Below are 26130 nucleotides of genomic sequence, written 5' to 3'. Positions count from 1 at the left end.
TCCGCATGCTGCCTGTCGACGAGATCCGCCTGCACTTCAACCCGGCCTCGCTGGTGCTGCTCAACGTGGTGCTGGGCTTTTTGATGTTCGGCATTGCGCTGGACACGCGCATCGACGACTTCAAGCGCGTCGCGCGCATGCCCGGCGCGATGGCGGTGGGCATCGGTGCGCAGTTCGTGGTGCTGCCGGCCGTGACCTTCGTGCTCACGCTGATCCTGCAGCCGGGGCCGAGCATCGCGCTGGGCATGATCCTCGTGGCCTGCTGCCCGCCGGGCAACATCTCGCAGATCCTCACGCACCGCGCGGGCGGCAACGTGGCGCTGTCGGTGTCGATGACGGCCATTTCGAATGCGCTCTCCATCGTCGTCATGCCGCTGAACTTCGCGTTCTGGGGCGGGCTGCATCCCACGGCCTCGGTGCTGCTCAAGACCATCGCGCTCGACCCGCTCGACATGCTGGGCCACATCGTGATGATCATCGGCATTCCCTTCGTGCTGGGCGTGGCCTGCGCGCACCAGCTGCCCAGGTTCACGGCGCGCATCAAGAAGCCGGCGCGCATCCTGAGCTTCCTGGCGCTGATCGCCTTCATCGTCGGCGCCATCGCCGGCAACTGGCGCTACTTTCTCGACTACGTGGGGCTGGTGCTGCTGGCCGTGGTGATCCACGACGCGCTGGCCTTCGGCACCGGCTACCTGTGCGCGCGGCTCTCGGGGCTGGGCGACTACGACCGGCGCGCGGTGTCCATCGAAGTGGGCATCCGCAACGCGGGGCTCGGGCTGGTGCTGATCTTCAGCTTCTTCGGCGGGCTCGGCGGCATGGCCGTGGTGGCCGGCGTGTGGGGCTTCTGGGACATCATCGCGGGCCTGGCGCTGGCGAGCTGGTGGGGGCGCAAGCCTGCGACGCCATGAGCGAAACCTGGAAGGCGCACGCGCGGCGTGTGTTGATCACTGGCGGCGACGGGTTCCTCGGGCGCAGCGTGCTCGCCGCATTGGCCGCGCAAGGCACCTTCGACACCCTGGTGGCACTCGACGTGCGCGAGGTGCCCGCCGCGCGGCGTCTGCCCGGGGTGGTCTACCTGCAGCAGGACGTGCGCGACGACGGCATCGCCGACGTGCTCGCCGAACACGCGATCGACACGGTGGTGCACCTCGCGTCGATCGTCACGCCCGGCAAGGACTCGAACCGCGCCTTCGAACATTCGGTGGACGTGGGCGGCACGCGCAACGTGCTCGACGCCTGCGTGGCGCGCGGCGTGGGGCACATCGTGGTGTCGTCGAGTGGCGCGGCCTACGGCTACCACGCGGACAACCCGGCCTGGATCACCGAGTCGCAGCCGCTGCGCGGCAACCCGGTGTTCGCCTATGCCGACCACAAGCGGCAGGTGGAAGAAATGCTGGCCGAATGTCGCAGGCAACATCCTGCGCTGGCGCAGACGGTGCTGCGCATCGGCACCATCCTCGGCGAGCGCGTCGATAACCAGATCACCGCGCTGTTCGAGAAGAAGAAGCTGATCGCCATCCGCGGCAGCGACAGCCCCTTCGTGTTCGTGTGGGACGAGGACGTGACCGGCGCCATCGCCCATGCGCTCGGCGGCGCGCCGCCCGGTTGCTACAACCTCGCGGGCGACGGTGCGCTCACGATCCACGAGATTGCCGCGCGCCTGGGCAAGCGTGCCATCGCCTGGCCGGCCGGCGTGCTGCAGGCGGCGCTGGCCGCGGGCTCGGCCTTGGGCGTGAGCCGTTACGGGCCCGAGCAGCTCGACTTTCTGCGCTACCGGCCGGTGCTGCTGAACACCGCGCTGAAGACCCAGTTCGGCTACGTGCCGCGCAAGACCAGTGGCGAGGCCTTCGAGGCTTTCATTGCGGCGCGTGCGCAGCAGGGGCGGCCGGTCACTTCCGCGTAGCGTCCGCTGCCGGCGGTGGCGCAATCAGGTAGTCGAGCATGCGCCGCGCATTGAGCGGCAGGTCTTCCGACGAGCGCACGCAGGCCATCAGCGTGCGCTCGGCCCACGGGTCGGCGAGCGAGGCGCGCGCGATCTTCATCGAACGGGCGCAGCGCTCGGCCGCGGTCTGCGGCACGATGCCCACGCCGATGCCGTACTCGACCATGCGGCACACGGCCTCGAAGTTGCGCACGCGCACGCGGTAGGCCAGGTGCCTGGCGAGTGCGCGCGCATGCCCCGTGATCAGCTGCTGCAGCGCGCTGTCGGCGGGCAGGCCGACGAACTCGCTGTCGACCACCTCGGCCAGGTGCACACGCCGCCGGCTGGCCAGCGCGTGGCCGCGCGGCATCACGAGTACGAGGTCGTCGCGGCGGAAGGGGTGGCATTCGAGGCCGTCGCTCTCGATCGCGTCGGAGACGATGCCGATGTCGCACAGGCCGCTGCGCAGGGCCTCCACGGTGTCGGGGCTGGCGCGCTCCTCGAGGTCGACCGAGATGCGCGGATGCTCGGCCAGAAAGCGGCTCAGCACCTCGGGCAGGTGTTCGGTGAGCGCCGAGGTGCCGCACATGAAGCGCACATGGCCCTTCAGGCCCTGGCCGTACTCGCCGAGTTCGCCGCGCAGCCGTTCCATCTGCTGCAGCACGACGCGCGCATGGTGCAGCAGCGTGCGGCCGGCTTCGGTGGGGCGCACGCCCTGCGCGTGGCGGGTGAGCAGCGGCGTGCCGAGCGCGTCTTCCATGCCGCGCACACGCTGGCTGGCCGAGGCCAGCGTCATGTGCGAGCGGCCGGCGCCGGCCGTGAGGCTGCCGGCTTCGACGACGTGGAGAAAGAGCCGCAGGTCGGTCAGGTCGAATCGCATGGTGAGTCGCAAGGTAGCACGCCAGCCTCAGCCTGTGCCTGAGGCTGGCTGCGCGAAAGCCGCATTTCCAGCCGATGCGCCCGTCGGCAGACTCCGCGGCGATGATGATCTCCAATGAAGCGATGGGCCTGTGGGCGGCGGCTGCCGCGGTGTTCCTGCTGGCCGGCCTGATCAAGGGCGTGATCGGCCTCGGGCTGCCGACCGTGGCGATGGCGCTGCTCGCGCTGTGGATGTCGCCCGCGCAGGCGGCGGCGCTGTTGATCGTGCCGTCGCTGGTCACCAACCTCTGGCAGACCGGACCGAGCGCGAGCTTCGGCGCGGTGTTCCGCCGCATCGGTCGCATGCAGGCCGGCGTCGTGGTGGGCACGCTCGCCGGAGCGTGGTGGCTGGGCGTACCGGCCGGGACTTGGGCCTCGCTGGCATTGGGCGTGGCGCTGGTGATCTATGCGCTGTGGGGGCTGACGGGGCGGCAACTGCACGTGAGCGACGCACAGGCGCGCTGGCTCGGGCCCATGGTGGGCGCTGCGACGGGGTTGGTGACGGCCGTGACCGGCGTGTTCGCGGTGCCGGCCGTGCCGTACCTGCAGGCGCTGGGCTTCCAGCGCGATGGGCTGATCCAGGCGATGGGGATCTCGTTCACGACCTCGACCGTGGTGCTGGCCCTGGGGCTCGCGGCCAACGGGAGCTACCCGGCGGCGGTGCTGGGCGGGTCGGTCGCGATGCTGGTGCCGGCCATCGGCGGCATGGTGCTGGGCACCTGGCTGCGGCAGCGGTTGCCGGTGGCCGTGTTCCGACGCTGCTTTCTGATCGGGCTGGCGCTGCTGGGGGCGTACATGGCGCTGCGCGCCGTCATGTCCGCCTGAGCGGGTGATCGATCAGCTGGCGGCGAGCAAGGCTTCGCGCACGCGCTCGATGGTCTGGCGGTAGGGCAGGGCGAAGTCTTCGATGGCCGCGTCGGCCTCGAGCCAGTAGAACGAGAACACCAGGCCCTCTTCTTCAGGGCTGCCCGTGGCCATGTGCTCGAAGGTCTCGGGCAGGGGGCGCGAGTCGCGCATCAGGAAGATGTGCCAGCGCTGCGGATGGCGGTGCGTGTTGCCTTCGACACCAGCCTCGCATTCGCGCTCCAGCGTGCCCAGCGACTCCAGCCGGCCGGCGAACACCAGGCCCGATTCTTCGAGCAGCTCACGCCGCACGGCCGCCTCGGGCGACTCGCCGGGCTCGATGGTGCCCTTGGGCAGCTGCATGTTGCCGTCTTCGGGGTGACGGAACACCAGCAGCCGGCCCCGCGCATCGACCAGGCAGGCGCAGGCCTTGGGGATCGTTGCGACGGGCGCGGCGCCGAGCGGGCTGCTGCTGCCGTTCTTCATGGCGGTGGCCGCCTCAGGCGCCCGTGAGGGCGGCCTTGACTGCGGCGCTGACCTGGCCCATGTCGGCCTTGCCGGCCAGGCGCGTCTTGACCACGCCCATCACCTTGCCCATGTCGCCGGGGCCGGCCGCGCCGAGCTCGGCCACGATGGCCTTCACCGCGGTGGCGACTTCGTCGGCGCTCATGCGCTGGGGCTGGTACACCTCGAGCACCTTGATCTCGGCGGCTTCCTTGTCGGCCAGGTCGCTGCGACCGCCGGTGGTGAACGCGGCGATCGAGTCCTTGCGCTGCTTGACCATCTTGTCGACGATGGCGATGACCATGGCGTCGTCGAGCTCCACGCGCTCGTCGACTTCCTTTTGCTTCAGGGCCGCGAGCAGCAGGCGGATGGTGCCCAGGCGTTCCGAATCCTTGGCGCGCATCGCCGTCTTCATGTCTTCGGTGATTTGTTCTTTGAGAGTCATTCTTCGCAACCTTTCGGAAAAAACAAAAGCCGCGGCAGGTTTCCCTGGCGCGGCTGGTGCAACGGGGCGCTGGCGAGGACTTTCGTCGGGGCCAGCTGCCCTGGGCGTTGCTTAGTACAGCTTCTTGGGGAGCTGCATGCTGCGCACGCGCTTGTAGTGGCGCTTGACCGCAGCTGCCTTCTTGCGCTTGCGCTCGGCCGTCGGCTTCTCGTAGAACTCGCGGGCGCGCAGGTCGGTCAGCAGGCCGAGCTTTTCGATGGTGCGCTTGAAGCGGCGCAGGGCGACGTCGAAGGGCTCGTTTTCTTTAACGCGGATGGTGGTCATTGATGAATCGTTGAAATGGATTTGGCCGGGGGAGATCGAGGCCCCAAGCCGGGGTTCCTCAACTGAACAATTTTGTGGCCGTTGAGGGAAGGCCAAAAGTTAGCCCGCGAGTATAGCACTCCCCCAGGCTGCGCGCACTTCGTGTCGCTTCTCCAACCCCCTCGCCGGGGGCGACACCTGAGGCCCGGCAAAGCCGGTTCCTCGGTGTCCTGGAAAAAACCTCAGGGGCGCCTTCAGAGTGCCTGTGCGCACGCATGTGCGCTCGCCCAGGCCCACTGAAAGTTGTATCCGCCCAACCAGCCCGTCACATCGACCACTTCGCCGATGAAATACAGGCCAGGCTGCTTCGATTCCATGGTCTGCGACGACAGATCGCGGGTGTCGACGCCGCCCGCCGTCACCTCGGCCTTCTTGTAGCCCTCGGTGCCGCTGGGCGTGATCTGCCAGCGGGCGATGCGCTCGGACAGCACCGTCAGCGCCTTGTCGGTGGCTTCGTTGACGGGGCGCTGCAGGGCCGGGTCTTCGCCGACCCAGGCGTCGGCCAGCCGCGAGGGCACCAGCGCGGCCAGTTCGTTGGCGATGCGCTTCTTGGAGCGCCGCTTGGCGTCGGCCAGCGATTCGGCCACGTTCACGCCGGGCGCGAAGTCCAGCGTCAGCGGGGCGCCGGGCTTCCAGTAGCTCGAAATCTGCAGCACCGCCGGCCCCGACAGGCCGCGGTGGGTGAACAGCAGGTCTTCCAGGAAGGCCATCTTGTCCTTCTTGCCGCCGGTCTCGATGCGCACCGGCAGCGCCAGCCCGGCCAGGCTGGCATAGGGCGCCCAGGCGTCGCCGCCGAAGGTCAGCGGCACCAGCGCCGGGCGGGGCGTGACCAGGCGCAGGCCGAATTGCTCGGCGAGCCGGTAGCCGAAATCGCTGGCACCAATTTGGGGAATCGACAGGCCGCCGGTCGCCACCACGAGCTTGGGCGTGTCGATCGGACCGCGCGTGCTATTGATTCGGTAGCGCCCGTCGACAAAGGCGATGTCGCCCAGCTTGCACGGCTGCCAGCGCTCGACGTTGCCGGTGGCGCATTCGGCCAGCAGCATGTCGACGATCTGCTGCGAGGAGCCGTCGCAGAACAGCTGGCCCTTGTGCTTCTCGTGGAACGCGATGCCGTGGCGCTGCACCATGTCGATGAACTGCTGCGGCGCGTAGCGCGACAGCGCCGAGCGGCAGAAATTCGGGTTGTCGCCGACGAAATGGCGCTGCGGGGCGCGCACGTCGAGGTCGCGGTTCGTGAAGTTGGCGCGGCCGCCGCCCGAGATGCGGATCTTTTCGCCGACCTTCTCGCTGTGGTCGACCAGCAGCACGCGCAGGCCGCGCTGGCCTGCCAGCGCGGCGCAGAACAGACCGGCTGCGCCGGCACCGACGACGACAACGTCAAAAGAGGAAGAAGGTGAGCTCAAGCGGGTCCGTCCGCCGCCAGCACGGGCGGCGGGTTGTATTTGAGGTGGCCCACGTAGCGCAGCGGCTGCGTGGCGGCAATCGAGGGCACGTCGCCCTCGCGCATGTGGAGCAGGTCGGCCGGGCTCACCCAGCGCGGGTCGGCGTCGGTGATCGGCGCGCCGGCCTGGCGGTAGGCCTCCAGCACGAACTGCGAGCAGAAGAACTGGTCGTTGCGACTGGCGCCGAGCTGCACCATCGCCATGCCGCTGATGCAGTACGCGCTGACGGCCGAGGGAATCAGCGGCAGCTCGCACAGCCGGCGGTTCAGCACGAAGGGCGCGTTCAGCAGCACGCCGGCCGTGTTGTAGCGGGTGCCGACCTTGGAATTCGCCCAGTCGCGCATCTTCTCGACGTGGGCCGACTCGAGGCCCGGCACGCGGAAGGCCACGACCATCTGTTCTTCGTCGACCACGTCGGCCAGCCGGCGCGCGCGCACACCGGTGCCCACCGCCTCGGCGATGAGCCCGTCGCCCAGGTACAGCACGGCATGGCTCACCGGCGAGAAGGTGCCCAGGCGGATGCCGAAGGAGTTCACCGTGGCAATCGAGGTCAGCAGGATGTCGCCGGGCTCCAGCACCTCGGCGCCGATGAGTTCGCCGCCGTTGCCGGGGGCAATCACCGAGCTCTGCACGCGCAGGCGCAGGCCCGAGGTTTCGGAAGGCATCTCGATGCGCGTGGCGCAGGCCGAGAGCAGCAGTGGCAGCGCGGCCGCGAGCGCGGCAGCGCGAAGAAGGGAGGCCATGGTCATCCCTTCCAGACGAACGGGAACTTCAGCTGTTTGAAGAAGCCGTTGGGCACGTAGTCGCCCAGCACGCCGTACTTCTCGGGCCAGAGCTTGGTGGTCTTCACGGCCGTGCCGAAGATGTAGTCGAGAAAGGCGTAGTGCGCTGCGTAGTTCTTGTCGAGCGCCTCGATGTCCTGGCTGTGGTGCCAGTGGTGGAAGTTGGGCGTCACGATGAGGTAGCGCAGCGGGCCCAGGCGCACGCTCACGTTGCAGTGGTTGAACACCGCCTGGAAGCCGACCACCACGATGTAGGCGTCGATCACGTCCTTGCTGAAGCCCAGCACGTAGATGGGCGCCAGCACCAGCGTGCGCGTGATCAGCAGCTCGAGGATGTGCTGGCGCGAGCCCGCCATCCAGTCCATGCTCTTCACGCTGTGGTGCACCGCGTGCAGGCGCCACAGCACCGGCACCTCGTGGTACGCGCGGTGCGTCCAGTACTGCACGAGGTCGGCCACCAGAATGATCAGCAGGATGCCGGCCCAGAACGGCAGGTTGCCCACCCAGCCGCGGATGCCGTCGTTGGCGGCCCAGCCGAAGAGCTTGTGCACCATGAGGTTGGTGGCCAGCAGCACGAAGCCCACGATCATGTGGTTCACCACGAAGTGATGAAAGTCGGTCTGCCACTCTTCGCGGAACACGGGCTGGTTTTTGCGCAAGGCAAACAGCTTCTCGATGAAGATGAAGATCAGCGACGAGCCCAGCAGGTCGAGGATGAACCAATCGAGCCCGATGTACGGCGTGTGGTCGGCAAAGTCGTGCACCGGCACCTTGTGCCCGCCGAGCAGCGCAGACACCACCACCAGCAGGAACGCGGCCGACGAGAGCCAGCGCGAGCGGTTGAAGATGATGTTGACCAGCGAGAGCCCGCCGGCAATGACCAGCGCCGTCAGCAGAATGACGCGCATCACGTCGACGTTGTAGCTCTTGCGCAGCTCGGGCGTGGTCAGGTACTGCGGGAAGTGGAAGGCCAGCACGCCCAGAAAGCACAGGGCCGCGAGGCTGAAGGCGATGGTGCCCGTGACCAGCCCGCGCCCGCGGCGCAGCTCGCCGTGGCTTTCGGTGAATTCGTTGAGTTTGTCGAGCATCCCTGCCTCTTCCTTCTTGTTCGTTGGATCGGGCGGGATTTTAGGCGTCGCTCAGGGCGGCGCCATGGCCGTTTTCGGCCGGGGCCGGTACCTATGTACCGAAGCGGCCGGCATCCGCCGGCAGCGCGGCTGCGGCCAGCCCCTGCAGCACATCACCGACCACGATCACCGCCGGGCTGGCCAGCCCGGCATCGGCGATGCGCGCCTGCAGGCCCTGCAACGTGGTCACGAGGTGGCGCTGCTGCGGCAGGCTCGCGTGCTGCACCACGGCCACGGGCGTGTCGCCCGGCAGGCCGTGCAGCAGTTCGCGCTCGATGTGGCCGGCGCCCGAGACGCCCATGTAGATCACCAGCGTGAGGCGTGCGTTGTGCGCCGTGGCGGCCAGCGCGCGCCAGTCGGTCGGGTCTTCGCCCGCGCCCGCGCCGGTCTTGGCGTGGCCGGTGACGAACACCACGCCCTGCGCATGGTCGCGGTGGGTGAGCGGCACGCCCAGCGAGGTCACGGCGGCCAGGCCGGCGGTGATGCCGTTGACCACCGCGCATTCGATGCCGGCTTCGCGCAGGTGCTCCACCTCTTCGCCGCCGCGCCCGAAGATGAACGGGTCGCCGCCCTTGAGGCGCACCACCGTTTCGCCCTCGCGCACGGCGGTGATCATGAGCCGCTCGATGAAGGCCTGCGGCGTGCTCTTGCAGCCGCCGCGCTTGCCCACGTGCACGATGCGCGCGCCGGGCCGGGCATAGGCCTGGAGCACGGCGTCGTTCACGAGGTCGTCGACCAGCAGCACCGTGGCGGCCTGGATCGCCTTGACGGCCTTGACGGTCAGCAGCTCGGGGTCGCCGGGGCCGGCGCCCACCAGCGTGCAGCGGCCGGTGATGAGGGGAAGTGCGTGGTTCATGCGTGGGAGGCCAGTTCGGTGATGTGCCTGACTTGCGTCGCGATGGCTTCGGGCACGGGAAGCTCGCCGGCCAGCACGCGCCGCGTGTACTCGGCCGTGGTGGCGACGTCGATTTCTTTCGGCAGCCCGGGCACGTCGGCGGCGGTGCCGGCGGCCTGGGCCTGGAGTTCGCTGCGCACGCCGCGCACGAAGCCGTCGATCTGCGCGGTGCGGCGCGGGTCGGAGACCACTTCGCCTTCGAGGCCGCGCGAGAGCAGGGCGGTCATGCCCGTGAGCTCGAAGGTCTCGCCCATCGTGCGGGCGTATTCGGGGTGCGTGTAGCTGGCCACCACCACGCAGGGGCCGGTGGTCGGGCGCAGGAGCTTGACCACGCTGTGGCCGGGGTTGCGCAGGCCCACCACGCGGCGCACGTCGAGCAGGCGCTTGAGCGCGGGGTTCAGCAGCTCGGTCGGGGCAAAGCCCACCTGGCCGGCGGCGAGCGGGGTGAGCGTGGTCATCGGGGGCATGTCCAGGGCTGCAAGCACGTTCGATGCCAGTACGCGCGAGGTTTCGCTCGCGCTGCCATGCACCAGCACCGGCAGGCCTTCGCGCGCCAGCAGCAGTGCCAGCAGCGGCGTAAGCACGGGCAGCTTGCGCGCGCCGTTGTAGCTGGGCAGCGCGATCAGCGGGCCGCCGCTCGCCGTCACGGGGTTCAGCCGCGCGTGCGTGGCGTCAAGAAAACCGGCCATCTCCTCGGGCGTCTCGCCCTTGATGCGCATCGCGAGGCAGAAGCCGCCGATTTCCAGGTCGGTGACCGTGCCGTCGAGCACCTGGCCGAACAGGTCTGCGGCCTGCTCGCGCGTGAGCGGACGGGCGCCTCGCGCGCCGCGGCCGATTTCCTTGATGTAGTGGCTGATTCCCATGGGTAGGCGGATTGTCCTGCAACGCTTATGCCGGAATGTGAGTCGGCTTATGCCTTTGTCTTGCCCCTTCCCCCGCTGGGGGAAGGTTGGGATGGGGGCGGGCAGAGCGCTCGATGGGTACGCCGCTTGCCCCCACCCCCGCCCTCCCCCGGAAGGGGAGGGAGAAACACACGGGATCACAGGGTTTCCGCCATCGCCTCGGCAGGCGTCACGCGGATCATCCGTTTCAACTCCGGCACGCACGAGCCGCAGTTGGTGCCGCATTTCAGCGCCCCCTGCAGCGCCGCCAGCCGCTCGTCGGGGCTGCCGGTGCAGCGCACCAGTTCGGCCTCGATGGCGCGGTCGGTCACGTTGAAGCAGGCGCACACCGGCTTGCCGCGCGACTGCACGGCCACCGGCGCGCGGGCGCCCGGCGAGAGCAGCAGGCGGCCGTAGCTCTGCGCGGGCAGTTCCTCGCGCAGCAGGGTGGCGATCCAGGCTTCGGCGCTGGTGTCACCGCCCAGCAGAAAGGCTTCGAGCCCGGCGCTGCCGTCGGCGCGTCGCACGAGCCGTGCGGCGCGGCGTTGGCCGCGGCGGTGGTCGGCGTAGCGCAGGGTGTCAGCGGTCTGCAGGCCCAGCAGGGCTTCGATCTTGTCGACCAGCGCCGCGTCGGGCGCGTCGTGCGCGGCGGCCCGAAAGAGCACGCCGCTGCGCTCTTCTTCACCCTGTGCATTGCTCGCGAACGGCACGCAGGTGGCGAAGGGGAACAGCGCCATCAGCGGCTGCAGCGCGCGCTGCGCCGTGAGCGCGTCGCCGGCGGGCAGCCAGGCCATGGCCAGCAGCGACCACGGCAGTTCGGCCTTGAGGATCTTCACGGGCGTGTGCTTGAGCTCGGGCTGCTTCGAGGTCGGGCAGTAGGCGGGCGTGGTGAGCGCGTTGATGCCCGCGAGCCGCACGCCGGTCGACGAGCAGCCGCTCAGGTACTCCTCGCCCCAGTGCATGGCGACGAAGGCCTGGCTCAGGCCGATCTCGGTGCTGGCGCGCGCCGGCAGCAGGATCGAGCCGCGCTTCGACGTGAGGTGCACCAGGTCGCCCTCGGCGATCTGGCGGCGCGCCATGTCCTGCGCATTCATCTGCACCATGGGTTCGGCCACGTGGCCGAACAGCTTGCCGACCGTGCCGGTGCGGCTCATGCCGTGCCACTGGTCGCGCAGCCGGCCGGTGTTCAGCGAGAAGGGAAAGCGCGCCTCGCGGGCCTCGGCCACGGGTTTGTAGGGCGTGTCGACAAAGCGCGCGCGGCCGTCGGGCGTGGGGAACACGCCGTCTTCGTACAGGCGCACGCGGCCGGTGCGCTCGCCTTCCTTCAGCGGCCACTGCTGCGGGCCGGCGGTCTCGAGCATCGCGTAGCTCAGGCCGGTGATGTCGAGGTCGCGCCCGCGCGTGGATTCGCGGTGCTCGTTCCAGACCGATTCGGCGTTCTCGTACGGGAACAGCGTGAAGCTGCGGCCCAGCTGCCGTTCGAGCCGGTGCGCGAAGGCCACGGCGATCGACCAGTCGTTGCGGGCCTCGCCCGGTGCGGCCACGGCGGGGCGCACGCGCGAGATGCGGCGCTCGCTGTTGGTCACGGTGCCTTCCTTCTCGCCCCAGGTGGTGGCGGGCAGCAGCAGGTCGGCAAAGGCGCAGGTGGCGGTGGTGGCGAAGGCTTCCTGCACCACGACGAACTCGGCGCGTTCGAGCGCGCGGCGCACCGTGGCCTGGTCGGGCATCGACTGGGCGGGGTTGGTGCAGGCAATCCACAGCGCACGGATCTCGCCGTCGGCCGCGGCCTGGAACATCTCGACCGCCGTCTTGCCGGGCTTCTCGGGCACCGACGGAACGCCCCACAGTGCAGCCACTTCGGCGCGGTGGTCCGGGTTCGCGAGGTCGCGGTGCGCGCTCAGCAGGTTGGCCAGGCCACCCACTTCACGCCCACCCATCGCATTGGGCTGGCCCGTGAGCGAGAACGGGCCCGCGCCGGGCTTGCCGATCTGGCCGGTGGCCAGGTGCAGGTTGATGAGCGCGGCGTTCTTCGCCGTGCCGCTCGACGACTGGTTCAGGCCCTGGCAATACAGGCTCAGCGTGGCGGGCGAGGTGGCGAACATTCGCGCCGCCGCGAGCAGGTCTTCTTTCGGAATGCCGCACACCTGCGCCACCGTGTCGGGCGTGCAGTCGCGCACCGTGGCCTTCAGCGCGTCGAAGCCGTTCGTGCGGGCTGCGATGTAGGCGGTGTCGGTCCAGCCTTCCCACAGCATCAGGTGCAGCATGCCGTGGAACAGCATCACGTCGGTGCCGGGCTGGATGGGCAGGAACAGGTCGGCGATCTCGACCGTGTCGGTGCGGCGCGGGTCGGCCACGACGATCTTCAGCGCCGGGTTCGCGGCCTTCGCGTCCTCGATGCGGCGGAAAAGAATCGGGTGCGCCCACGCCGTGTTGCTGCCCACGATGAACAGGCACTCGGCGTGCTTCAGGTCGTCGTAGCAGGCCGGCGGCGCGTCGGCGCCCAGCGTCTGCTTGTAGCCGGCCACGGCGCTGCTCATGCACAGGCGCGAGTTGGTGTCGATGTTGTTGGTGCCGACCAGGCCCTTGGCCAGCTTGTTGAAGACGTAGTAGTCCTCGGTGAGCAGCTGGCCCGACACATAGAAGCCGACCGCGTCGGGGCCGTGGTCGCGGATCACTTGCGCGAACTTGCCGGCGGCGTTGTCGAGTGCGGTGTCCCAGCCGACGACCGCAGGCGCTTCGCCGCGCACCGCACGCTGCATCGGCTGCAGCAAGCGCGTCTGGCGCGTGACGGTCGCACTGGCCGTGAGGTGCAGGGTCGAGCCCTTGCTGCACAGGCGGCCGAAGTTCGCGGGGTGGTCGGGGTCGCCGCGCACGCCGGTGATCTGGTCGCCCTGCGATTCGATGATGACGCCGCACCCGACGCCGCAGTACGGGCAGGTGGATTTCGTTTCCCGCATGGCTCCCTCCCCTTCCGGGGGAGGGTTGGGGTGGGGGCTCGCGGCCTTGGCGATGGTGACGACGTTGTTCATGCGCACGCTGCGGCCCTCACCCTAGCCCTCTCCCAGAGGGAGAGGGGACAACACCTTCGGACCGGCGACCGGGCGTTCGAGGTCGAGCGCGTGCGTGGCCAGCTCGCCGGCATCGAGGTGCACCACGCCGTCTTCGAGCTTCACCGCGAACTTCGGCGTGCAGCCTTCGTCGGGCGAGCGGGCGCAGCCGTCGTCCAGGCCGATGGCCCAGTTGTGCAGCGGGCAGGCCACGCTGGTGCCGAACACGATGCCCTGGCTCAGCGGGCCGCCCTTGTGCGGGCAGCGGTCGAGCAGCGCGAAGACCTGGTCCTCGGCATTGCGGAACACGGCCACGTCCAGGCCGGCGGGCCGCATCACGCGGCGCGCGCCGAGCACGGGGATGTCGTCGAGGCGGCAGATGGCTTTCCAATCGCTCATGGTGGGGCTCTCTTGTTTTGGTCGGGCGCGGATCAGGTCTTGATCTCGGCGTACAGGCCGGTCACGCGGTCCATGATCGCGAGCAGGTTCTCGCTGCTCACGAACACGTCGGACATCAGCGCGGGCGACGCGCCCGCACCGTCCAGGCGCTGCAGGCCGCGGTTGAAGAACATCCATTGCGCATCGGCCAGCACCAGCTCCTGGCGGATCTGCGCGGTGGCTTCAGGCGCGTTGCGCAGGAGCTCGAGCGCGGCCAGGAATTCGGTGCGTGCCTTGGCGATCTCGGCGGTACTGCCGGCCGGGTCGATCTGCATCGCCGCGGCCAGGTAGCACTTGGCCATGCGCTGCGACAGCATGCGCTGGCGCCCCGCGATGTTGACCAGTCGCCCGACCGGTTTGCCCGACGCGGCCTCGTACTGCGCCGTGCCCTGGTGGGCCAGCGCGAGCACGGCGGCGTCGAGCGCCACGACCCGCGCGGCGGCGTCCCGGCCGGGCGCTGCGTCGGCCAGCTCGGAGCGGAACGCGCGCCAGGCGCCGTCCAGGCCGTCGTAGGTGGCGCGCAGCACGGCCGTCGGCGCAAAGGCCTTGAGCTCGCCCAGCTGCCGCTCGAACAGCGCCACCGAACGGTCGAGCACCTGCTGCGCGCTGCGCGGCTCCACCTTCTGCACCAGCGCCAGGTAGGCCTTGCTCGCGCGCTGCGACAGCATGCGCTGGCGGCCGGCCTTGTTGATGGCGTCGTTGAGGTCGGCCACCTGCGCGCTGGCGCCCACCGGGGTGAGTGCGGCGAGGGCGGAAGACGCAATGAAGAGTCGTCGTTTCAAGTGGGCTCTCCGGTCACACGCTCAGCGGCGCAAACTGCCGCACGTCCACTGACGCCTGCGCCGATTCGAACCACGGGTCGGGCTCGCCGTCGAGCGCGAACTGCAGCCGTTCCCACAGGGCCTGGCGGCCTTCGACGTCTTCGAGGATCTTCTTCTTCACGTAGTCCAGCCCGACGCGGCCGATGTAGTGCACCGTGCGCTCCAGGTACCAGCCTTCCTCGCGGTACAGCTGCAGGAAGGCGCCGGCGTGTTCCATCACTTCCTCGGCGGTCTTCACCTTCACGAGAAACTGCGCCACCTCGGTCTTGATGCCGCCGTTGCCGCCCACGTAGAGTTCCCAGCCCGAGTCGACACCGATCACGCCCACGTCCTTGATGCCGGCTTCGGCGCAGTTGCGCGGGCAGCCCGACACGGCCAGCTTGACCTTGTGCGGCGAGTACATGGCCCACAGCGCGCGCTCCAGGTCCTTGCCCATCTGCGTGGAATCCTGCGTGCCGAAGCGGCACCACTCGCTGCCCACGCAGGTCTTCACCGTGCGCAGCGACTTGGCATACGCAAAGCCCGAGGGCATGCCGATGTCCTTCCACACGCCTTCGAGGTCTTCCTTCTTCACGCCCAAGAGGTCGATGCGCTGGCCGCCCGTGACCTTGACGGTCGGGATCTTGTATTTGTCGGCCGCGTCGGCAATGCGGCGCAGTTCGTCGGGCGTGGTGTGGCCGCCCCACATGCGCGGAATGACCGAGTAGGTGCCGTCCTTCTGGATGTTGGCGTGGCTGCGTTCGTTGATGAAGCGGCTCTGCGGATCGTCCTTGGCCTCTTTGGGCCAGGTGCTGATGAGGTAGTAGTTGACGGCCGGGCGGCAGGTGGCGCAGCCGTTGGGCGTGCGCCAGCCCATGCCGCGGTACACGTCGTCGTGCGTGAGCCAGTGTTCCTTGCGGATGGCGTCGCGCACGTCCTGGTGGCTGGCTTCGGTGCAGCCGCAGATCGCCTTCTTCTTCGGCGTGGCCGAGTAGTCTCCGCCGGCCGTGAACATCAGGATCTGCTCGACCAGCCCGGTGCAGGAGCCGCAGCTGGCGCTGGCCTTGGTGTGCTTCTTCACCTCGTCGAGCGTGAACAGGCCTTTTTCCTTGATGGCCTTGCAGATGGTGCCCTTGTTCACGCCGTTGCAGCCGCACACCTCGGCGTCGTCGGGCATGCTCGCGGCCTTGCTGTGGCCCTCGTGGCCGGTGTCGCCGATGTTCGATTCGCCGAACATCAGCTTGTCGCGGATGTCGTGCACGCTGCGCCCGTCGCGCAGCAGCTTGAAGTACCAACTGCCGTCCACCGTGTCGCCGTACAGGCAGGCGCCGATGAGCTTGTCGTCTTTCAGCACCAGCTTCTTGTAGACGCCGCCGAAGGGGTCGCTCATCACGATCTCTTCGGTGCCTTCGCCGCCCATGAACTCGCCGGCGCTGAACAGGTCGATGCCCGTCACCTTGAGCTTGGTCGAGGTCAGCGAGCCCAGGTAGCGGCCGATGCCGAACAGCGCGAGGTGGTTGGCCGCCACCTTGGCCTGCTCGAACAGCGGCGCGACCAGGCCGTAGGCGATGCCGCGGTGCGCCGCGCATTCGCCGACCGAGTAGATGCGCGCGTCGGTCACGGTCTGCATGGTGTCGGTCACGACGATGCCGCGGTTGCAGTGCAGGCGCATCTTCTCGGCCAGCTCGACGTTGGGGCGGATGCCCACGGCCATCACCACGAGGTCGGCCGCGACTTCGGTGCCGTCCTTGAAGCGGATGGCTTTCACGCGGCCATCGTCGCCACCGACGAGGTCCTGCGTCTGCGCGCCCATGAGGAACTTCAGGCCGCGGTCTTCGAGCGACTTCTGCAGCAGCTTGCCCGCCACGTCGTCGAGCTGGCGCTCCATGAGCCAGGGCATGACGTGCACGACGGTGACGGTCATGCCGCGCAGCATCAGGCCGTTGGCCGCTTCGAGGCCGAGCAGGCCGCCGCCGATGACCACTGCGTTCTTGTGCGTGCGCGCGGTCTCGATCATGTAGTCGGTGTCGGCGATGTCGCGGTAGGCGATCACGCCCTTCAGGTCCTTGCCCGGCACGGGCAGCATGAAGGGGTTGGAGCCGGTGCACATCAGCAGGCGGTCGTAGGGGGCTTCGGTGACGCCACCTTGCGAATCCACGGCGCGCACGATGCGCTTCACGCGGTCGACCTCCACCACCTTCTTGCCCGCATGCAGCGTGATGTGGTTGTCCGAATACCACTCCCAGCTGTTGAGCACGATCTCGTCCACCGTCTGTTCGCCCGCGAGCACGGGCGACAGCAGGATGCGGTTGTAGTTCGGGTGCGGCTCGGCGCCGAAGACGGTGATGTCGTACAGGTCGGGTGCGATCTTCAGCAGCTCTTCGAGCGTGCGAACGCCGGCCATGCCGTTGCCGACCATCACGAGTTTCATTTTCTTCATGGGGCGGGGCCTTTCAGGGAAATCAACCGAACGACGGCCCGCGGCGCGCGGTCAGAATCGCGCCATGAGCTTTGAAGTGGACATCGGCTACAGCAGCCAGCGCGGGCCGCGCGACGCGAACGAAGACTTCGCCGGCGCGGTGCATGCACCCGCGGGCGACGAAGCGCGCGGGCTCATCGCGGCCATTGCCGACGGTGTGTCGAGTGGTGGGCGCGGCCGCGAGGCGGCGCAGACCACGGTGATGGGTTTGCTGGCCGACTACTTCGCCACGCCCGCGACCTGGGAGCCGACCGCCGCGCTCGACCGTTTGATCGGCGCGCAGAACGGCTGGCTCGCCGACCACAACCGCCGGCGCCAGGGCAAGCAGGAGGGCGCCGGCACGGCGCTCACCACGCTCACCGCACTGGTGCTGCACGGCCAGAGCTACACGCTGGCCCACGTGGGCGACACGCGCGCCTGGCGCGTGCGCGCCGACGGCGAGCCCGCGCAGCTGCTCACGCAAGACCACGCCTTCGACCACCCCGACATGCGCAGCCGGCTCACGCGCGCCATCGGCCTGGACGACCAGGTGCGCGTCGACTACGTGCAGGGCGACGTGCGCGTGGGCGACTGCTTCGTGCTCAGCACCGACGGCGTGCACGGCGTGCTCAGGCCGCAGCAGGTGGCCGCGCTCGCACTGCAGGGCGACGCCGAGGCAGCAAGCGAAGCGCTGGTGCTTGCGGCGCTCGACGCCGGCACGCGCGACAACGCGACCGCGCTGGTGATCCGCGTGGTGGGGCTCGACGCGCGCCAGCTCGACGACGAACTCGGCGACGGCCGCCGCCTCGCGCCGCCGCCCGTGCTGAAGGTGGGCGACGTGCTCGACGGCTACGTCGTCACCGCGCCCGTGGCCGACACCGGCGTGCACCTGCTGTACCAGGCGCGCCATCCGGTCACGCGCGAACTCGTTGCGCTCAAGACGCTGCATCCCTCGCGCGCCAGCGACCCGCAGGAGCGCGCGATGCTGGCGCACGAAGCCTGGCTGGGGCAGCGCGTGGGTGAGGGCGGCGGGTTCGTGCGCGTGCACGAGCGCGCCGCGGATGCGAGCGCGCTGTACATCGTGTTCGACTGGCATGGTGGCCGCACGCTCGAGCAGATGCGCAAGGACGGCGCGCGCGGCAGCGTGGCCGAGGTGGTCGCCGCGGCCATCGAGGTGAGCCGCGCACTCGGGCGCTTGCACCGCCACGGCGTAATCCACCGCGACATCAAGCCCGGCAACCTGCACCGGGGCGACGACGGCCGCTGGCGCATCCTCGACCTGGGCGTGGCGATCTCGGGACGCGAGGGCGCAGCGCAGCGCGAGCTGCATGCGGGCACGCCGAGCTACATCAACCCCGAGCAGTGGGAAGAGGGTGGCGTGGCCGATGCGGGCAGCGACCTGTTCGCGCTCGGTGCCACGCTGTACCAGTGGCTCGGCGGGCACCTGCCCTACGGCGAGATCGAGCCCTACCAGGTGGCGCGCTACCGGCGCGATCCGGTTGCGCTCTCGCGCCTGCGGCCCGACGTGCCCGTGTGGCTCGACCACCTCGTGCGCAAGGCCGTGGCCCGCGATCCGCGCGAACGCTTCGAGACCGCCGAGGAGATGCTGCTCGCGCTGGAGCGCGGCGCCTCGCGCCCCGTGAACGCGCCCGCCGCCACGCCGCTGATCCGCCGCGACCCGCTCGCGCTGTACCAGCTCGCGCTCGGCGTGTCCGTGCTGTTCAACGTGCTGCTCATCGTGTGGCTTCTCTTCCTGCCACGTTGAGCGGGGGCGGGCGGACAGGGTCATGAGCGGGCGGCCTTGCGAACGGGCGAGGGCTTTGCAGCAGGGGCGGGCGTGACGCGCGCGCGCCCACCTTTTTCGGCCCAGGTGCGCGTCCAGCGAATCTGCATCACGCGCATCACGCCGAGCATCACGAGCGACAGGAGCGCGAAGAACACGAAGCCCCAGACATAGCTGCCCAGATACTGTTTCGACAGGCCCATGGCATTGGGCACGAGGCCGCCGCCGAGGGCGCCGATCTCGCCGATCATCGAACCGGCCACCGCCGTGCTCGCGGGCCAGCGCAGCGGCACCAGCTGGAACAGCGCGCCGTTGCCCGCGCCCAGCGCGGCAAAGCACACGATGAGCAGCAGCGTGGTGAGTGCCAGCGAGCTCGACGAGAAGCCCACGAGCACGAGGCCCACGGCCACCACCAGCAGCACCACCGTGAGCGTGTTCACGCCGCCCCAGCGGTCGGACAGCCAGCCGCCCACGATGCGCACCGCGGCGCCCATGAAGGCCGCGAGCATCGTCAGCTGGCCGGCCTGCACCTTGCTCACGCCGAACTGGTCGTAGTAGTACGAGGGCAAAAAGGTCGTGAGGCCGATGAAGCCGCCGAAGGTCACGCCGTAGATCAGGCTGAAGACCCAGCCGTCTTTCTCGAACAGGCAGGCGATGTGTTCACGAAAGCTCGAGTGCGCGTTGACGTCCGGCGGCTCTTTCGCGAACACCACCATCACCACCATCGGAATCAGGATCGCGACCGCGGCCACGCCGTACACCGCCTGCCAGCCCAGCCACAGGGCGAGCGGCGGCGCCACCAGCACCGACACGGCCGTGCCCACGTTGCCCGCGCCCACCAGGCCCATGGCCAGGCCCTTGTGCTGCGGCGGGAACCAGCCCGAGCCCAGCGACAGCGCCACGCCGAAGCTCGCACCCGCGATGCCCAGCAGCACGCCCATGGCGAGCAGGTCGTTGAAGCTCTTCACGAAGAAGAAGCCGAACAGCATCGCCACGGCGATGAGGCCCATCTCGACCAGCGTGGCCTTCTTGCGGCCGATGTACTGCGAGAGCAGGCCCAGCGGAAAGCGCATGAGCGCGCCCGCGATGATCGGCACCGACAGCATCAGGCCCTTCTGCGCGGGCGAGAGGTCGAAGGTCTCGCCGATGAAGGGCGCCATGGCGCCGTTGAGCACCCAGATGCAGCAGGAGAACGAGAAGTACAGGAAGGCCGCGAACAGGGTCGGACTGTGGCCTGACTGCAAGAAATTCCTGAAACCGGACATGGTGTTCAAACGTGCAAAAAGCCGCGGCGCGACCGGGAGGCGGCCGTGTCGACGGACAGGGGTGGAGTCGGGGTACCGCCGGCGAACGCCGTCGGCATGGGGGTGGGCCCGGCCTGGAAACGGCCGGGTTGGATGCAGGAGCCTGCAGCCTCACCAAAGCGGTGCTTCGTTACACCGTGCCCTGTTCGATGCAAGAGGCGTGCCCGCGAATGCAGGCTGGCGTGGCCTATGCTTCCGGGGCCTTGCCACTCCTTGCTGCCATGCCCCTTCTCGTCGTCCTTTCCCCCGAACCCGCTGAAGGCGCGCCCTTGCCAGCGCTGCTGCAGCAGTCGATCGATGCCGCGGGCGTCGCGGGTGCCACTGTGCTGGGGCGTGCGGGCTGCCACACGCTGGTGCAGCGCACGCAGGCGCTTGCACCGTCGATGGTCCTGGTGCATCTGGATGAAACAGAGCCGCAGCTCGACGCGTTGCTCGAAGCACTGGCCCCCTGGGGCGGCGCACCGCCGTGCGCTCTGGGCGTGATGAGCGCGCCGCTGGACGGCGCGCAGCACGCCGCGCTCGTCGCCGCGGGCGTGCACGGGTGGGTACCCCACGAAGGCGTCGATTCGCTCACCGCACTGATCGCACAGGCGCAGGCCCGCTGGACGCGCGAGGCCGCGCTGCGCACCGAACTCGACGGCCTGCGCACGCGCATGGACGAGCGCAAGTGGGTCGATCGCGCCAAGGGCTTGCTGATGTCCGCGCGCGGCATCGGCGAGGACGAGGCCTTCGGCCTGCTGCGCGGCGCGGCGATGCACGCCAATCTGCGGCTGGGCGAGGTGTCGCGCTCGGTCATCGAGGCCGCGCAGTGGGCCGAGGCGATCAACCGCGCGGGCCAGCTGCGCATGCTCTCGCAGCGGCTGGTGCGCGTGGCGGCGCAGCTCGCGGCCGGCATCGACGCGCAGCGTGCGCGCGTGCTGCGCACGCAATCGACCGAGCGCGTGCAGCAGACGCTGGATCATCTGACGGCCCTCGAGCTGGGCCCGGCCGGCGTGCAGGCGCTCGGCGAGGTGCAGGCCGCGTGGAACGGGTTGGCGGCGTTGCTGACGGCCAAGCCCGCGTCGCAGGGGCTTGCGGCGATCGATGCGCGCGGCGAGGCCTTGCTGTCGGCGGCCGAGGCGCTGACGGATGCGCTGGAAGCGTCGGGTGCACGGCGCGCGCTGCGCATCGTCAACATCTGCGGACGGCAGCGCATGCGCGCGCAGCGGCTCGCCAAGGACGCGCTGCTGGCCTCGACGCTCGCGGCCGGCGCCTCGCGCGACCGGCTGCTGCCGACCATGAACGAGTTCGAAGCCGCACTGCTGGAACTGGAGCGTGCGCCGCTCAGCTCGCCCGAGATCCGCGCCGGGCTGGTGAGTGCGCGCGACGAGTGGCTGCGCCTCGTCGGCGGCGTGCAGGCGCTCGACAGCCCCGAAGGGCGCGCCACGCTGGTGCGTTCCAGCGAGGCGCTCGTGGACACCTTCGAGCGCCTCACGGGTTGGTACGAGCACAGCCTGCAGGTCATCATGTCCTGACGCCCGTGGTGCTGCGCCTGCTGGGTCAGGCCGCGGCCTTCTCCACATGCGCCTGGCGCGTGTAGAGAAAATCGATCACCGCCTTGCGCGCATGCACATAGGCCGGGTCTTCGGCCAGCGCCACGCGGTTGCGCGGGCGCGCGATGTCCACCGCCAGCACCTCGCCGATGGTGGCGGCCGGGCCGTTGGTGAGCATCACGATGCGGTCGGACAGCAGCACGGCCTCGTCGACGTCGTGCGTGACCATGACGACCGTGCTGCGCGTCTTCTGCACGATGGCGAGCAGCTCGTCCTGCAGCTTGGCGCGGGTGAGGGCGTCGAGCGCGCCGAAGGGCTCGTCCATCAGCAGCACCTTGGGCTCCATCGACAGGGCACGGGCGATGCCCACGCGCTGCTTCATGCCGCCCGAGATTTCGCCAGGCCGCTTCTGCGCCGCGGGCGTGAGGCCGACCAGCGCGAGCGCCGCGTCGGTGCGCTCACGCAACTGCGCCTTGCTCTCGGTGGCCGCGAACACGCGCTCGACCGCGAGGTACACGTTCTCGAAGCAGGTGAGCCAGGGCAGCAGCGAGTGGTTCTGGAACACCACGGCGCGCTCGGGGCCCGGGCCCTTGATCTCCTTGTTGGCGCACAGCAGCACGCCCTGCGTGGGCGTGGTCAGGCCGGCGATGAGGTTCAGCAGCGTCGACTTGCCGCAGCCCGAGTGGCCGATGAGCGTGACGAACTCGCCCTTGGCGACGTTCAGGTTCACGTCGCGCAGCGCGACGAAGCGGCCCTTGGGGGTCTTGAACGCCTGCTCGACGTTGTGGATCTCGATGTACTTCGAATCGTCGTTCATTGGAAACCTCCGCGCAGCAGCGCTGCGGTATTCGCCTTCGGAGCGGCCGTGCGGCTCATGACTTCACCTCTTCGAACGTGAATGCGGTAGCGAGCTTGATGAGCGCGAACTCCAGCACCAGACCGACGATGCCGATCACGAAGATCGCGATGATGATGTTGGCGACGTTGAGGTTGTTCCACTCGTCCCACACCCAGAAGCCGATGCCGACGCCGCCCGTGAGCATCTCGGCCGCGACGATCACCAGCCAGGCGGTGCCGACGGCGAGGCGCACGCCCGTGAGCATGTAGGGCAGCACGGCGGGAAAGAGGATCTTGGTGAGGATCTTCCATTCGCTGAGGTTGAGCACCTTGGCCACGTTCATGTAGTCGCTGGGCACGCGCTGCACGCCCACGGCGGTGTTGATGACCATCGGCCAGATCGAGCAGATGAAGATGGTCCAGATGGCGGCCGGGTTGGCGCCCTTGAACACCAGCAGGCCGATGGGCAGCCAGGCCAGCGGCGACACGGGGCGCAGCAGGCTGATCAGCGGGTTGAACATGCGCGAGAGGAACTCGAAGCGCCCGATGGCAAAGCCGGCCGGAATGCCGACCGCCGCCGCGAGCCCGAAGCCCAGCGCCACGCGCTGCAGCGACGACAGCACGTTCCAGCCCACGCCCTGGTCGTTCGGGCCCTTGCTGTAGAACGGATCGCTGAACACCGTGAGCGCCTGCTGCCAGGTGGCGAGCGGCGTGGGGAAGCCGGTGGTGCTCTTCATGGCCACGATCTCCCAGACCAGCACCAGCAGGCCGAAGCCCAGGAGCGGCGGGAGCACGCGCATCCAGAAGGCGCGCAGGTCGAGAGGCGTGCGTGGCTTCTTCTCTTTCTCCGCGCGGGGGAGCGGGGCGGCCTTGGCGTGGGCCGCACCCTCACCCCGGCCCTCTCCCGCATGCGGGAGAGGGAGGGATGCGTTCAGGGGCGAGTGAAAGACAGCGCTGACCATGGTGTGTTTCTCCTCAGACATGCAACTTGAACGAGTCGGCGTACTTCTTCGGGTCCTTGCCGTCCCAGACGGTGCCGTCGAAGAGCTTGCTGCTGCGCATCGTGTCCTTGGGCACGGGCGTCTGCGTGGCGGCGGCGGCCTGCTTGTAGATGTCGATGCGGTTGATCTCGGTGGCCACCTTCAGGTAGTCCGGATGTTCCTTCAGCAGGCCCCAGCGCTTGTGCTGCGTGAGGAACCACATGCCGTCCGACAGGTACGGGAAGTTCACCGCGCCGCCGTTGTAGAACTTCATGTGGTTGGGGTCGTCCCAGCTCTTGCCCAGGCCGTTGACGTAGCGGCCCAAAATGCGCTGGTTGATGGCGTCCACGCTGGTGTTGACGTAGCTCTTGTCAGCGATGGTTTCGGCCATCTTGTTCTTGTTCTGCAGGCCGGCGTCGATCCACTTGCTGGCCTCGAGGATCGCGGCGGTGACGGCGCGCGCAGTGTTCGGGTACTTCTTCGTGAACTCGGCGGTGCAGCCGAGCACCTTCTCGGGGTGGTCCTTCCAGATGTCCTGCGTGGTGATGGCCGTGATGCCGATGCCGTCCATGATGGCGCGCTGGCCCCAGGGTTCGCCCACGCAGTAGCCGTCCATGTTGCCCACGCGCATGTTGGCGACCATCTGCGGGGGCGGCACGGTGATGTTCTTCACGTCCTTGAATGGATCGATGCCGGCGGAGGCGAGCCAGTAGTACAGCCACATGGCGTGCGTGCCGGTGGGGAAGGTCTGGGCGAAGGTGTATTCGCGCTTTTCCGTCGCAATCAGCTTGGCGAGCGAGGCGGCATCGACCGCACCCTTGTCGGCCAGCTTCTTCGACAGCGTGATCGCCTGGCCGTTGTTGTTGAGGGTCATGAGCACGGCCATGTCCTTCTTCGGGCCGCTCAGGCCCAGGTGCATGCCGTACACCAGGCCGTAGAGCACGTGGGCCATGTCGAGGTCGCCGTTGGAGAGCTTGTCGCGCACGCCGGCCCAGCTGGCTTCCTTGCTGGGCACGATCTTCACGCCGTACTTCTTGTCGATGCCCAGCACCGAGGCCATCACCACGCTGGCGCAGTCGGTCAGCGGGATGAAGCCGATCTTCACTTCTTCCTTCTCCGGCTTGTCCGAGCCCTGGGCCCAGACGGCGGCGCGCAGCGCGGGGTCGATGCCCACGGCGCCGATGGCGGCGGCCTGCAGCACGCGGCGCCGGCTCAGTTTGGTTTTCAGCAGCAGATCGGACATGGGCGGGGCTCCAGAAGTGAAAGACAAAAACGAAAAGGCGTCCGCACCGCGCAGGGGCCGCTCGTGAACGAGCCCTTGCGGGATGGGGACGCCTTTGTCCGGATCGGTGGGCCGCACCCGCCGTTGGGTGCAACCTGCCTCAAGACCTTGCGGTCTGTGCCAAGCTCCATGCAAGCGTTGTGCCAGCCCGGAATCGCCGTTGGGAGCTATGGAAAAGATAGCTGGCAAGGCGCGCCGGTGCAGGGGAAAGTTCCTGCCGGCCTGCGAAACCGGGCGACGCACAACTGTTGTGCGCTGCACCAATCCAAGCGGCCGGGTCAGCGCCGTGGTGCGGGCTCGAGCGGCAGGTAGTCGGCCATGGCCAGCATCGACTCGGCCACGTCGACGAGGCGGCGCTTCTGGTTCATGGCGGTCTGGCGCAGCATCTTGTGCGCCTCGGCTTCGCTCAGGCGGCGGTGCGCCATCAGCAGGCCCTTGGCGCGTTCGACGATCTTGCGTTCGTTGAGCGAGGCACGCACGGTGTCGAGCTCGTCGCTCATGGCTTGCAGACGCTGCGACTGCTCCTGGACCATGTCGAGCACCGAGCGTTCGAGGTGGCGCCCGAGTTGGGCCGGCGTGGCGTCGTGCGCCTGTTGGGCATCGTCGAAGAACAGCGCGCCGCCGGCTTGCGGGGCCAGCGTGCCGAGCAGTTGCCGGTAGGCGGCCAGTTCGCTGCGGGCCTGCGCGGTCTTGTGGTCGCACAGTGCGCGCAGGTCGGCGGAGAGGCGGTTCTCGACCGTCTGCATGGCGTCGATGCGCCGCGTGCAGCAGTCGAACCAGGCCTGGCTCAGCAGCGCGTCGGCCGGCACCGAGGTGGCGCCCTTGCGGCGCAGGCGTTCGAGCTCGGCCAGCACGGTGTCGGACTGGCTGTCGTGCCAGAGGCCGCGCACGGCGTCGCCCGAGAAATCGATGAAGACCTGGAAGCAGCGCTCCTGCGACTCGATGAGGTGCCGCCATTGCTGGCGCTGCGCCTCGTCGCCGCGGCCCAGCGCGAACGCGGCGGCGCCGAAGGCACGCTCCTGGCCCGCGAATTCCTTGCCCTGCATGAAGTTGAACATCGCCACCAGCAGGCGCGAGACCTCGGGATCGGTGGCGCCGTCGGCCGCTTCGAACACCACCGCGAGCAGACCGGCGACCAGCTTGGCGAAGGCGACCACGGCCTGCGCCGGCTGGAGCTCGAGCGCGTCGATGCGCTGGCGCAGCGCGGGCAGGGCGTCCAGGCCCGGCAGCACCCAGGCGATGCGGCTGAACAGGCGCGCGCCGTGGCCGGCACCCACCACGCGGTAGTGCTCGGCTTCGAGCCGGTCGAAGCCCGCGCGCACCTGCTGTTCGAGCGCGAGGCATTCGGCGATCTGCGGGCCGCGCTGGTCGGCGAAGCGCCCGCCGTGCGAGGCCAGGAACACGTTCGACATGCCGCGCTCGCGCTGCAGCGCATGCACGAGCCGCCCGATCGCGCCGACCAGTTCGCTGGTGCGCGCGAGCTGGTCCAGCGCGTCGATCTCGCATCGGCGCGCGGCAATCAGGAAGCTCAGGCCGGAAGTCATT

The 26130-nt window shown here is 69.1% G+C and carries 23 protein-coding genes; 5 read left to right on the top strand and 18 right to left on the bottom strand.

Going from position 1 to position 26130, the window contains the following annotated elements:
- Nucleotides 1–5 precede the first annotated feature (5 nt).
- The gene (locus RZE79_RS20810; RefSeq protein ID WP_101489673.1) at nt 6–908 is read left to right on the top strand and encodes a bile acid:sodium symporter family protein; all 903 of its coding nucleotides are present in this window, start codon (nt 6–8) and stop codon (nt 906–908) included.
- Nucleotides 905–1903, top strand: coding sequence for an SDR family oxidoreductase (locus RZE79_RS20805; protein WP_319356618.1), 999 nt, complete (start codon nt 905–907; stop codon nt 1901–1903). The genes RZE79_RS20810 and RZE79_RS20805 overlap by 4 nt, the downstream gene beginning before the upstream one ends.
- On the opposite strand, the gene RZE79_RS20800 is transcribed toward RZE79_RS20805, so the two are convergent.
- A complete protein-coding gene (locus tag RZE79_RS20800) occupies nt 1890–2801 on the bottom strand; it encodes a LysR family transcriptional regulator (RefSeq protein ID WP_319356616.1) in 912 nt (303 codons plus the stop codon). The genes RZE79_RS20805 and RZE79_RS20800 overlap by 14 nt on opposite strands.
- Nucleotides 2802–2902: 101 nt before the next feature.
- On the opposite strand from RZE79_RS20800, the gene RZE79_RS20795 reads away from it, so the two are divergent.
- Nucleotides 2903–3664: a sulfite exporter TauE/SafE family protein gene (locus RZE79_RS20795; RefSeq protein ID WP_373696493.1), complete on the top strand. Its 762-nt coding sequence runs from the start codon at nt 2903–2905 to the stop codon at nt 3662–3664.
- Between the two features lie 12 nt (nt 3665–3676).
- Here RZE79_RS20795 and RZE79_RS20790 read toward each other — a convergent pair whose 3' ends face one another.
- The 12 genes from RZE79_RS20790 to nirB form a co-directional block, all read right to left on the bottom strand.
- On the bottom strand, nt 3677–4168 hold the full coding sequence (locus RZE79_RS20790; RefSeq protein WP_319356614.1) for an NUDIX domain-containing protein: 492 nt from the start codon (nt 4166–4168) through the stop codon (nt 3677–3679).
- Nucleotides 4169–4181: 13 nt separating this feature from the next.
- A complete protein-coding gene (locus RZE79_RS20785; RefSeq protein ID WP_319356612.1) occupies nt 4182–4631 on the bottom strand; it encodes a GatB/YqeY domain-containing protein in 450 nt (149 codons plus the stop codon).
- A 111-nt stretch (nt 4632–4742) separates the two neighbouring features.
- Complete coding sequence (gene rpsU / locus RZE79_RS20780; protein ID WP_007833691.1) at nt 4743–4955, bottom strand: 30S ribosomal protein S21; 213 nt, start codon at nt 4953–4955, stop codon at nt 4743–4745.
- Between the two features lie 233 nt (nt 4956–5188).
- A complete protein-coding gene (locus tag RZE79_RS20775) occupies nt 5189–6400 on the bottom strand; it encodes an NAD(P)/FAD-dependent oxidoreductase (RefSeq protein WP_319356534.1) in 1212 nt (403 codons plus the stop codon).
- Nucleotides 6397–7182, bottom strand: coding sequence for a YaeF family permuted papain-like enzyme (locus RZE79_RS20770; RefSeq protein ID WP_319356532.1), 786 nt, complete (start codon nt 7180–7182; stop codon nt 6397–6399). The genes RZE79_RS20775 and RZE79_RS20770 overlap by 4 nt, the downstream gene beginning before the upstream one ends.
- A 2-nt stretch (nt 7183–7184) precedes the next feature.
- On the bottom strand, nt 7185–8309 hold the full coding sequence (locus RZE79_RS20765) for a sterol desaturase family protein (protein WP_319356530.1): 1125 nt from the start codon (nt 8307–8309) through the stop codon (nt 7185–7187).
- Between the two features lie 91 nt (nt 8310–8400).
- Nucleotides 8401–9204, bottom strand: a complete 804-nt coding sequence (gene cobA, locus RZE79_RS20760; protein ID WP_319356528.1) for a uroporphyrinogen-III C-methyltransferase — start codon at nt 9202–9204, stop codon at nt 8401–8403.
- Nucleotides 9201–10106 (bottom strand): DNA-binding protein YbiB, encoded by a 906-nt coding sequence (gene ybiB, locus RZE79_RS20755; protein ID WP_319356526.1) that lies wholly within the window; start codon nt 10104–10106, stop codon nt 9201–9203. The genes cobA and ybiB overlap by 4 nt, the downstream gene beginning before the upstream one ends.
- 176 nt (nt 10107–10282) lie before the next feature.
- Nucleotides 10283–13081 (bottom strand): molybdopterin-dependent oxidoreductase, encoded by a 2799-nt coding sequence (locus RZE79_RS20750; RefSeq protein ID WP_319356524.1) that lies wholly within the window; start codon nt 13079–13081, stop codon nt 10283–10285.
- 93 nt (nt 13082–13174) lie between these two features.
- On the bottom strand, nt 13175–13570 hold the full coding sequence (nirD, locus tag RZE79_RS20745) for a nitrite reductase small subunit NirD (protein ID WP_319356522.1): 396 nt from the start codon (nt 13568–13570) through the stop codon (nt 13175–13177).
- A gap of 32 nt (nt 13571–13602) precedes the next feature.
- Nucleotides 13603–14391, bottom strand: coding sequence for a type IV pili methyl-accepting chemotaxis transducer N-terminal domain-containing protein (locus RZE79_RS20740; RefSeq protein ID WP_319356520.1), 789 nt, complete (start codon nt 14389–14391; stop codon nt 13603–13605).
- A gap of 13 nt (nt 14392–14404) precedes the next feature.
- Nucleotides 14405–16849: a nitrite reductase large subunit NirB gene (nirB, locus tag RZE79_RS20735; protein ID WP_319356518.1), complete on the bottom strand. Its 2445-nt coding sequence runs from the start codon at nt 16847–16849 to the stop codon at nt 14405–14407.
- 64 nt (nt 16850–16913) lie between these two features.
- Here nirB and RZE79_RS20730 point away from each other — a divergent pair, with 64 nt between their 5' ends.
- On the top strand, nt 16914–18632 hold the full coding sequence (locus tag RZE79_RS20730) for a bifunctional protein-serine/threonine kinase/phosphatase (protein WP_319356516.1): 1719 nt from the start codon (nt 16914–16916) through the stop codon (nt 18630–18632).
- 20 nt (nt 18633–18652) lie between these two features.
- Here the strand turns inward: RZE79_RS20730 and RZE79_RS20725 are convergent, their stop codons facing one another.
- Nucleotides 18653–19915 carry an MFS transporter gene (locus tag RZE79_RS20725; protein WP_319356514.1) on the bottom strand — a complete coding sequence of 421 codons (1263 nt, stop codon included), beginning with the start codon at nt 19913–19915 and terminating at the stop codon, nt 18653–18655.
- Between the two features lie 260 nt (nt 19916–20175).
- Here RZE79_RS20725 and RZE79_RS20720 point away from each other — a divergent pair, with 260 nt between their 5' ends.
- Nucleotides 20176–21468 (top strand): ANTAR domain-containing protein, encoded by a 1293-nt coding sequence (locus tag RZE79_RS20720; protein ID WP_319356513.1) that lies wholly within the window; start codon nt 20176–20178, stop codon nt 21466–21468.
- 25 nt (nt 21469–21493) lie between these two features.
- Here RZE79_RS20720 and RZE79_RS20715 read toward each other — a convergent pair whose 3' ends face one another.
- From RZE79_RS20715 to RZE79_RS20700, 4 genes are all read right to left on the bottom strand, one after another.
- The gene (locus tag RZE79_RS20715) at nt 21494–22303 is read right to left on the bottom strand and encodes an ABC transporter ATP-binding protein (RefSeq protein ID WP_319356511.1); all 810 of its coding nucleotides are present in this window, start codon (nt 22301–22303) and stop codon (nt 21494–21496) included.
- A 55-nt stretch (nt 22304–22358) separates the two neighbouring features.
- A complete protein-coding gene (gene ntrB / locus RZE79_RS20710) occupies nt 22359–23285 on the bottom strand; it encodes a nitrate ABC transporter permease (RefSeq protein ID WP_319356509.1) in 927 nt (308 codons plus the stop codon).
- A gap of 13 nt (nt 23286–23298) precedes the next feature.
- Nucleotides 23299–24546: a CmpA/NrtA family ABC transporter substrate-binding protein gene (locus RZE79_RS20705; RefSeq protein WP_319356507.1), complete on the bottom strand. Its 1248-nt coding sequence runs from the start codon at nt 24544–24546 to the stop codon at nt 23299–23301.
- Nucleotides 24547–24863: 317 nt separating this feature from the next.
- Nucleotides 24864–26129: a nitrate- and nitrite sensing domain-containing protein gene (locus RZE79_RS20700; protein ID WP_319356505.1), complete on the bottom strand. Its 1266-nt coding sequence runs from the start codon at nt 26127–26129 to the stop codon at nt 24864–24866.
- Between the last annotated feature and the right edge of the window lies 1 nt (nt 26130).

Source organism: Variovorax sp. EBFNA2 (assembly GCF_033802765.1).
GTDB lineage: Bacteria > Pseudomonadota > Gammaproteobacteria > Burkholderiales > Burkholderiaceae_C > Variovorax > Variovorax paradoxus_H.
This window is presented reverse-complemented; position numbering and strand designations above follow the sequence as displayed.

What these genes read in the sequence shown, in the direction of transcription:
- RZE79_RS20810 (WP_101489673.1), top strand. Translation starts at nt 6, where the DNA reads ATGCTGCCTGTCGACGAGATCCGCCTGCACTTCAACCCGGCCTCGCTG.
- RZE79_RS20805 (WP_319356618.1), top strand. Translation starts at nt 905, where the DNA reads ATGAGCGAAACCTGGAAGGCGCACGCGCGGCGTGTGTTGATCACTGGC.
- RZE79_RS20800 (WP_319356616.1), bottom strand. Translation starts at nt 2,801, where the DNA reads ATGCGATTCGACCTGACCGACCTGCGGCTCTTTCTCCACGTCGTCGAA.
- RZE79_RS20795 (WP_373696493.1), top strand. Translation starts at nt 2,903, where the DNA reads ATGATGATCTCCAATGAAGCGATGGGCCTGTGGGCGGCGGCTGCCGCG.
- RZE79_RS20790 (WP_319356614.1), bottom strand. Translation starts at nt 4,168, where the DNA reads ATGAAGAACGGCAGCAGCAGCCCGCTCGGCGCCGCGCCCGTCGCAACG.
- RZE79_RS20785 (WP_319356612.1), bottom strand. Translation starts at nt 4,631, where the DNA reads ATGACTCTCAAAGAACAAATCACCGAAGACATGAAGACGGCGATGCGC.
- rpsU (WP_007833691.1), bottom strand. Translation starts at nt 4,955, where the DNA reads ATGACCACCATCCGCGTTAAAGAAAACGAGCCCTTCGACGTCGCCCTG.
- RZE79_RS20770 (WP_319356532.1), bottom strand. Translation starts at nt 7,182, where the DNA reads ATGGCCTCCCTTCTTCGCGCTGCCGCGCTCGCGGCCGCGCTGCCACTG.
- RZE79_RS20765 (WP_319356530.1), bottom strand. Translation starts at nt 8,309, where the DNA reads ATGCTCGACAAACTCAACGAATTCACCGAAAGCCACGGCGAGCTGCGC.
- cobA (WP_319356528.1), bottom strand. Translation starts at nt 9,204, where the DNA reads ATGAACCACGCACTTCCCCTCATCACCGGCCGCTGCACGCTGGTGGGC.
- ybiB (WP_319356526.1), bottom strand. Translation starts at nt 10,106, where the DNA reads ATGGGAATCAGCCACTACATCAAGGAAATCGGCCGCGGCGCGCGAGGC.
- RZE79_RS20750 (WP_319356524.1), bottom strand. Translation starts at nt 13,081, where the DNA reads ATGCGGGAAACGAAATCCACCTGCCCGTACTGCGGCGTCGGGTGCGGC.
- nirD (WP_319356522.1), bottom strand. Translation starts at nt 13,570, where the DNA reads ATGAGCGATTGGAAAGCCATCTGCCGCCTCGACGACATCCCCGTGCTC.
- nirB (WP_319356518.1), bottom strand. Translation starts at nt 16,849, where the DNA reads ATGAAGAAAATGAAACTCGTGATGGTCGGCAACGGCATGGCCGGCGTT.
- RZE79_RS20730 (WP_319356516.1), top strand. Translation starts at nt 16,914, where the DNA reads ATGAGCTTTGAAGTGGACATCGGCTACAGCAGCCAGCGCGGGCCGCGC.
- RZE79_RS20725 (WP_319356514.1), bottom strand. Translation starts at nt 19,915, where the DNA reads ATGTCCGGTTTCAGGAATTTCTTGCAGTCAGGCCACAGTCCGACCCTG.
- RZE79_RS20720 (WP_319356513.1), top strand. Translation starts at nt 20,176, where the DNA reads ATGCCCCTTCTCGTCGTCCTTTCCCCCGAACCCGCTGAAGGCGCGCCC.
- RZE79_RS20715 (WP_319356511.1), bottom strand. Translation starts at nt 22,303, where the DNA reads ATGAACGACGATTCGAAGTACATCGAGATCCACAACGTCGAGCAGGCG.
- ntrB (WP_319356509.1), bottom strand. Translation starts at nt 23,285, where the DNA reads ATGGTCAGCGCTGTCTTTCACTCGCCCCTGAACGCATCCCTCCCTCTC.
- RZE79_RS20705 (WP_319356507.1), bottom strand. Translation starts at nt 24,546, where the DNA reads ATGTCCGATCTGCTGCTGAAAACCAAACTGAGCCGGCGCCGCGTGCTG.
- RZE79_RS20700 (WP_319356505.1), bottom strand. Translation starts at nt 26,129, where the DNA reads ATGACTTCCGGCCTGAGCTTCCTGATTGCCGCGCGCCGATGCGAGATC.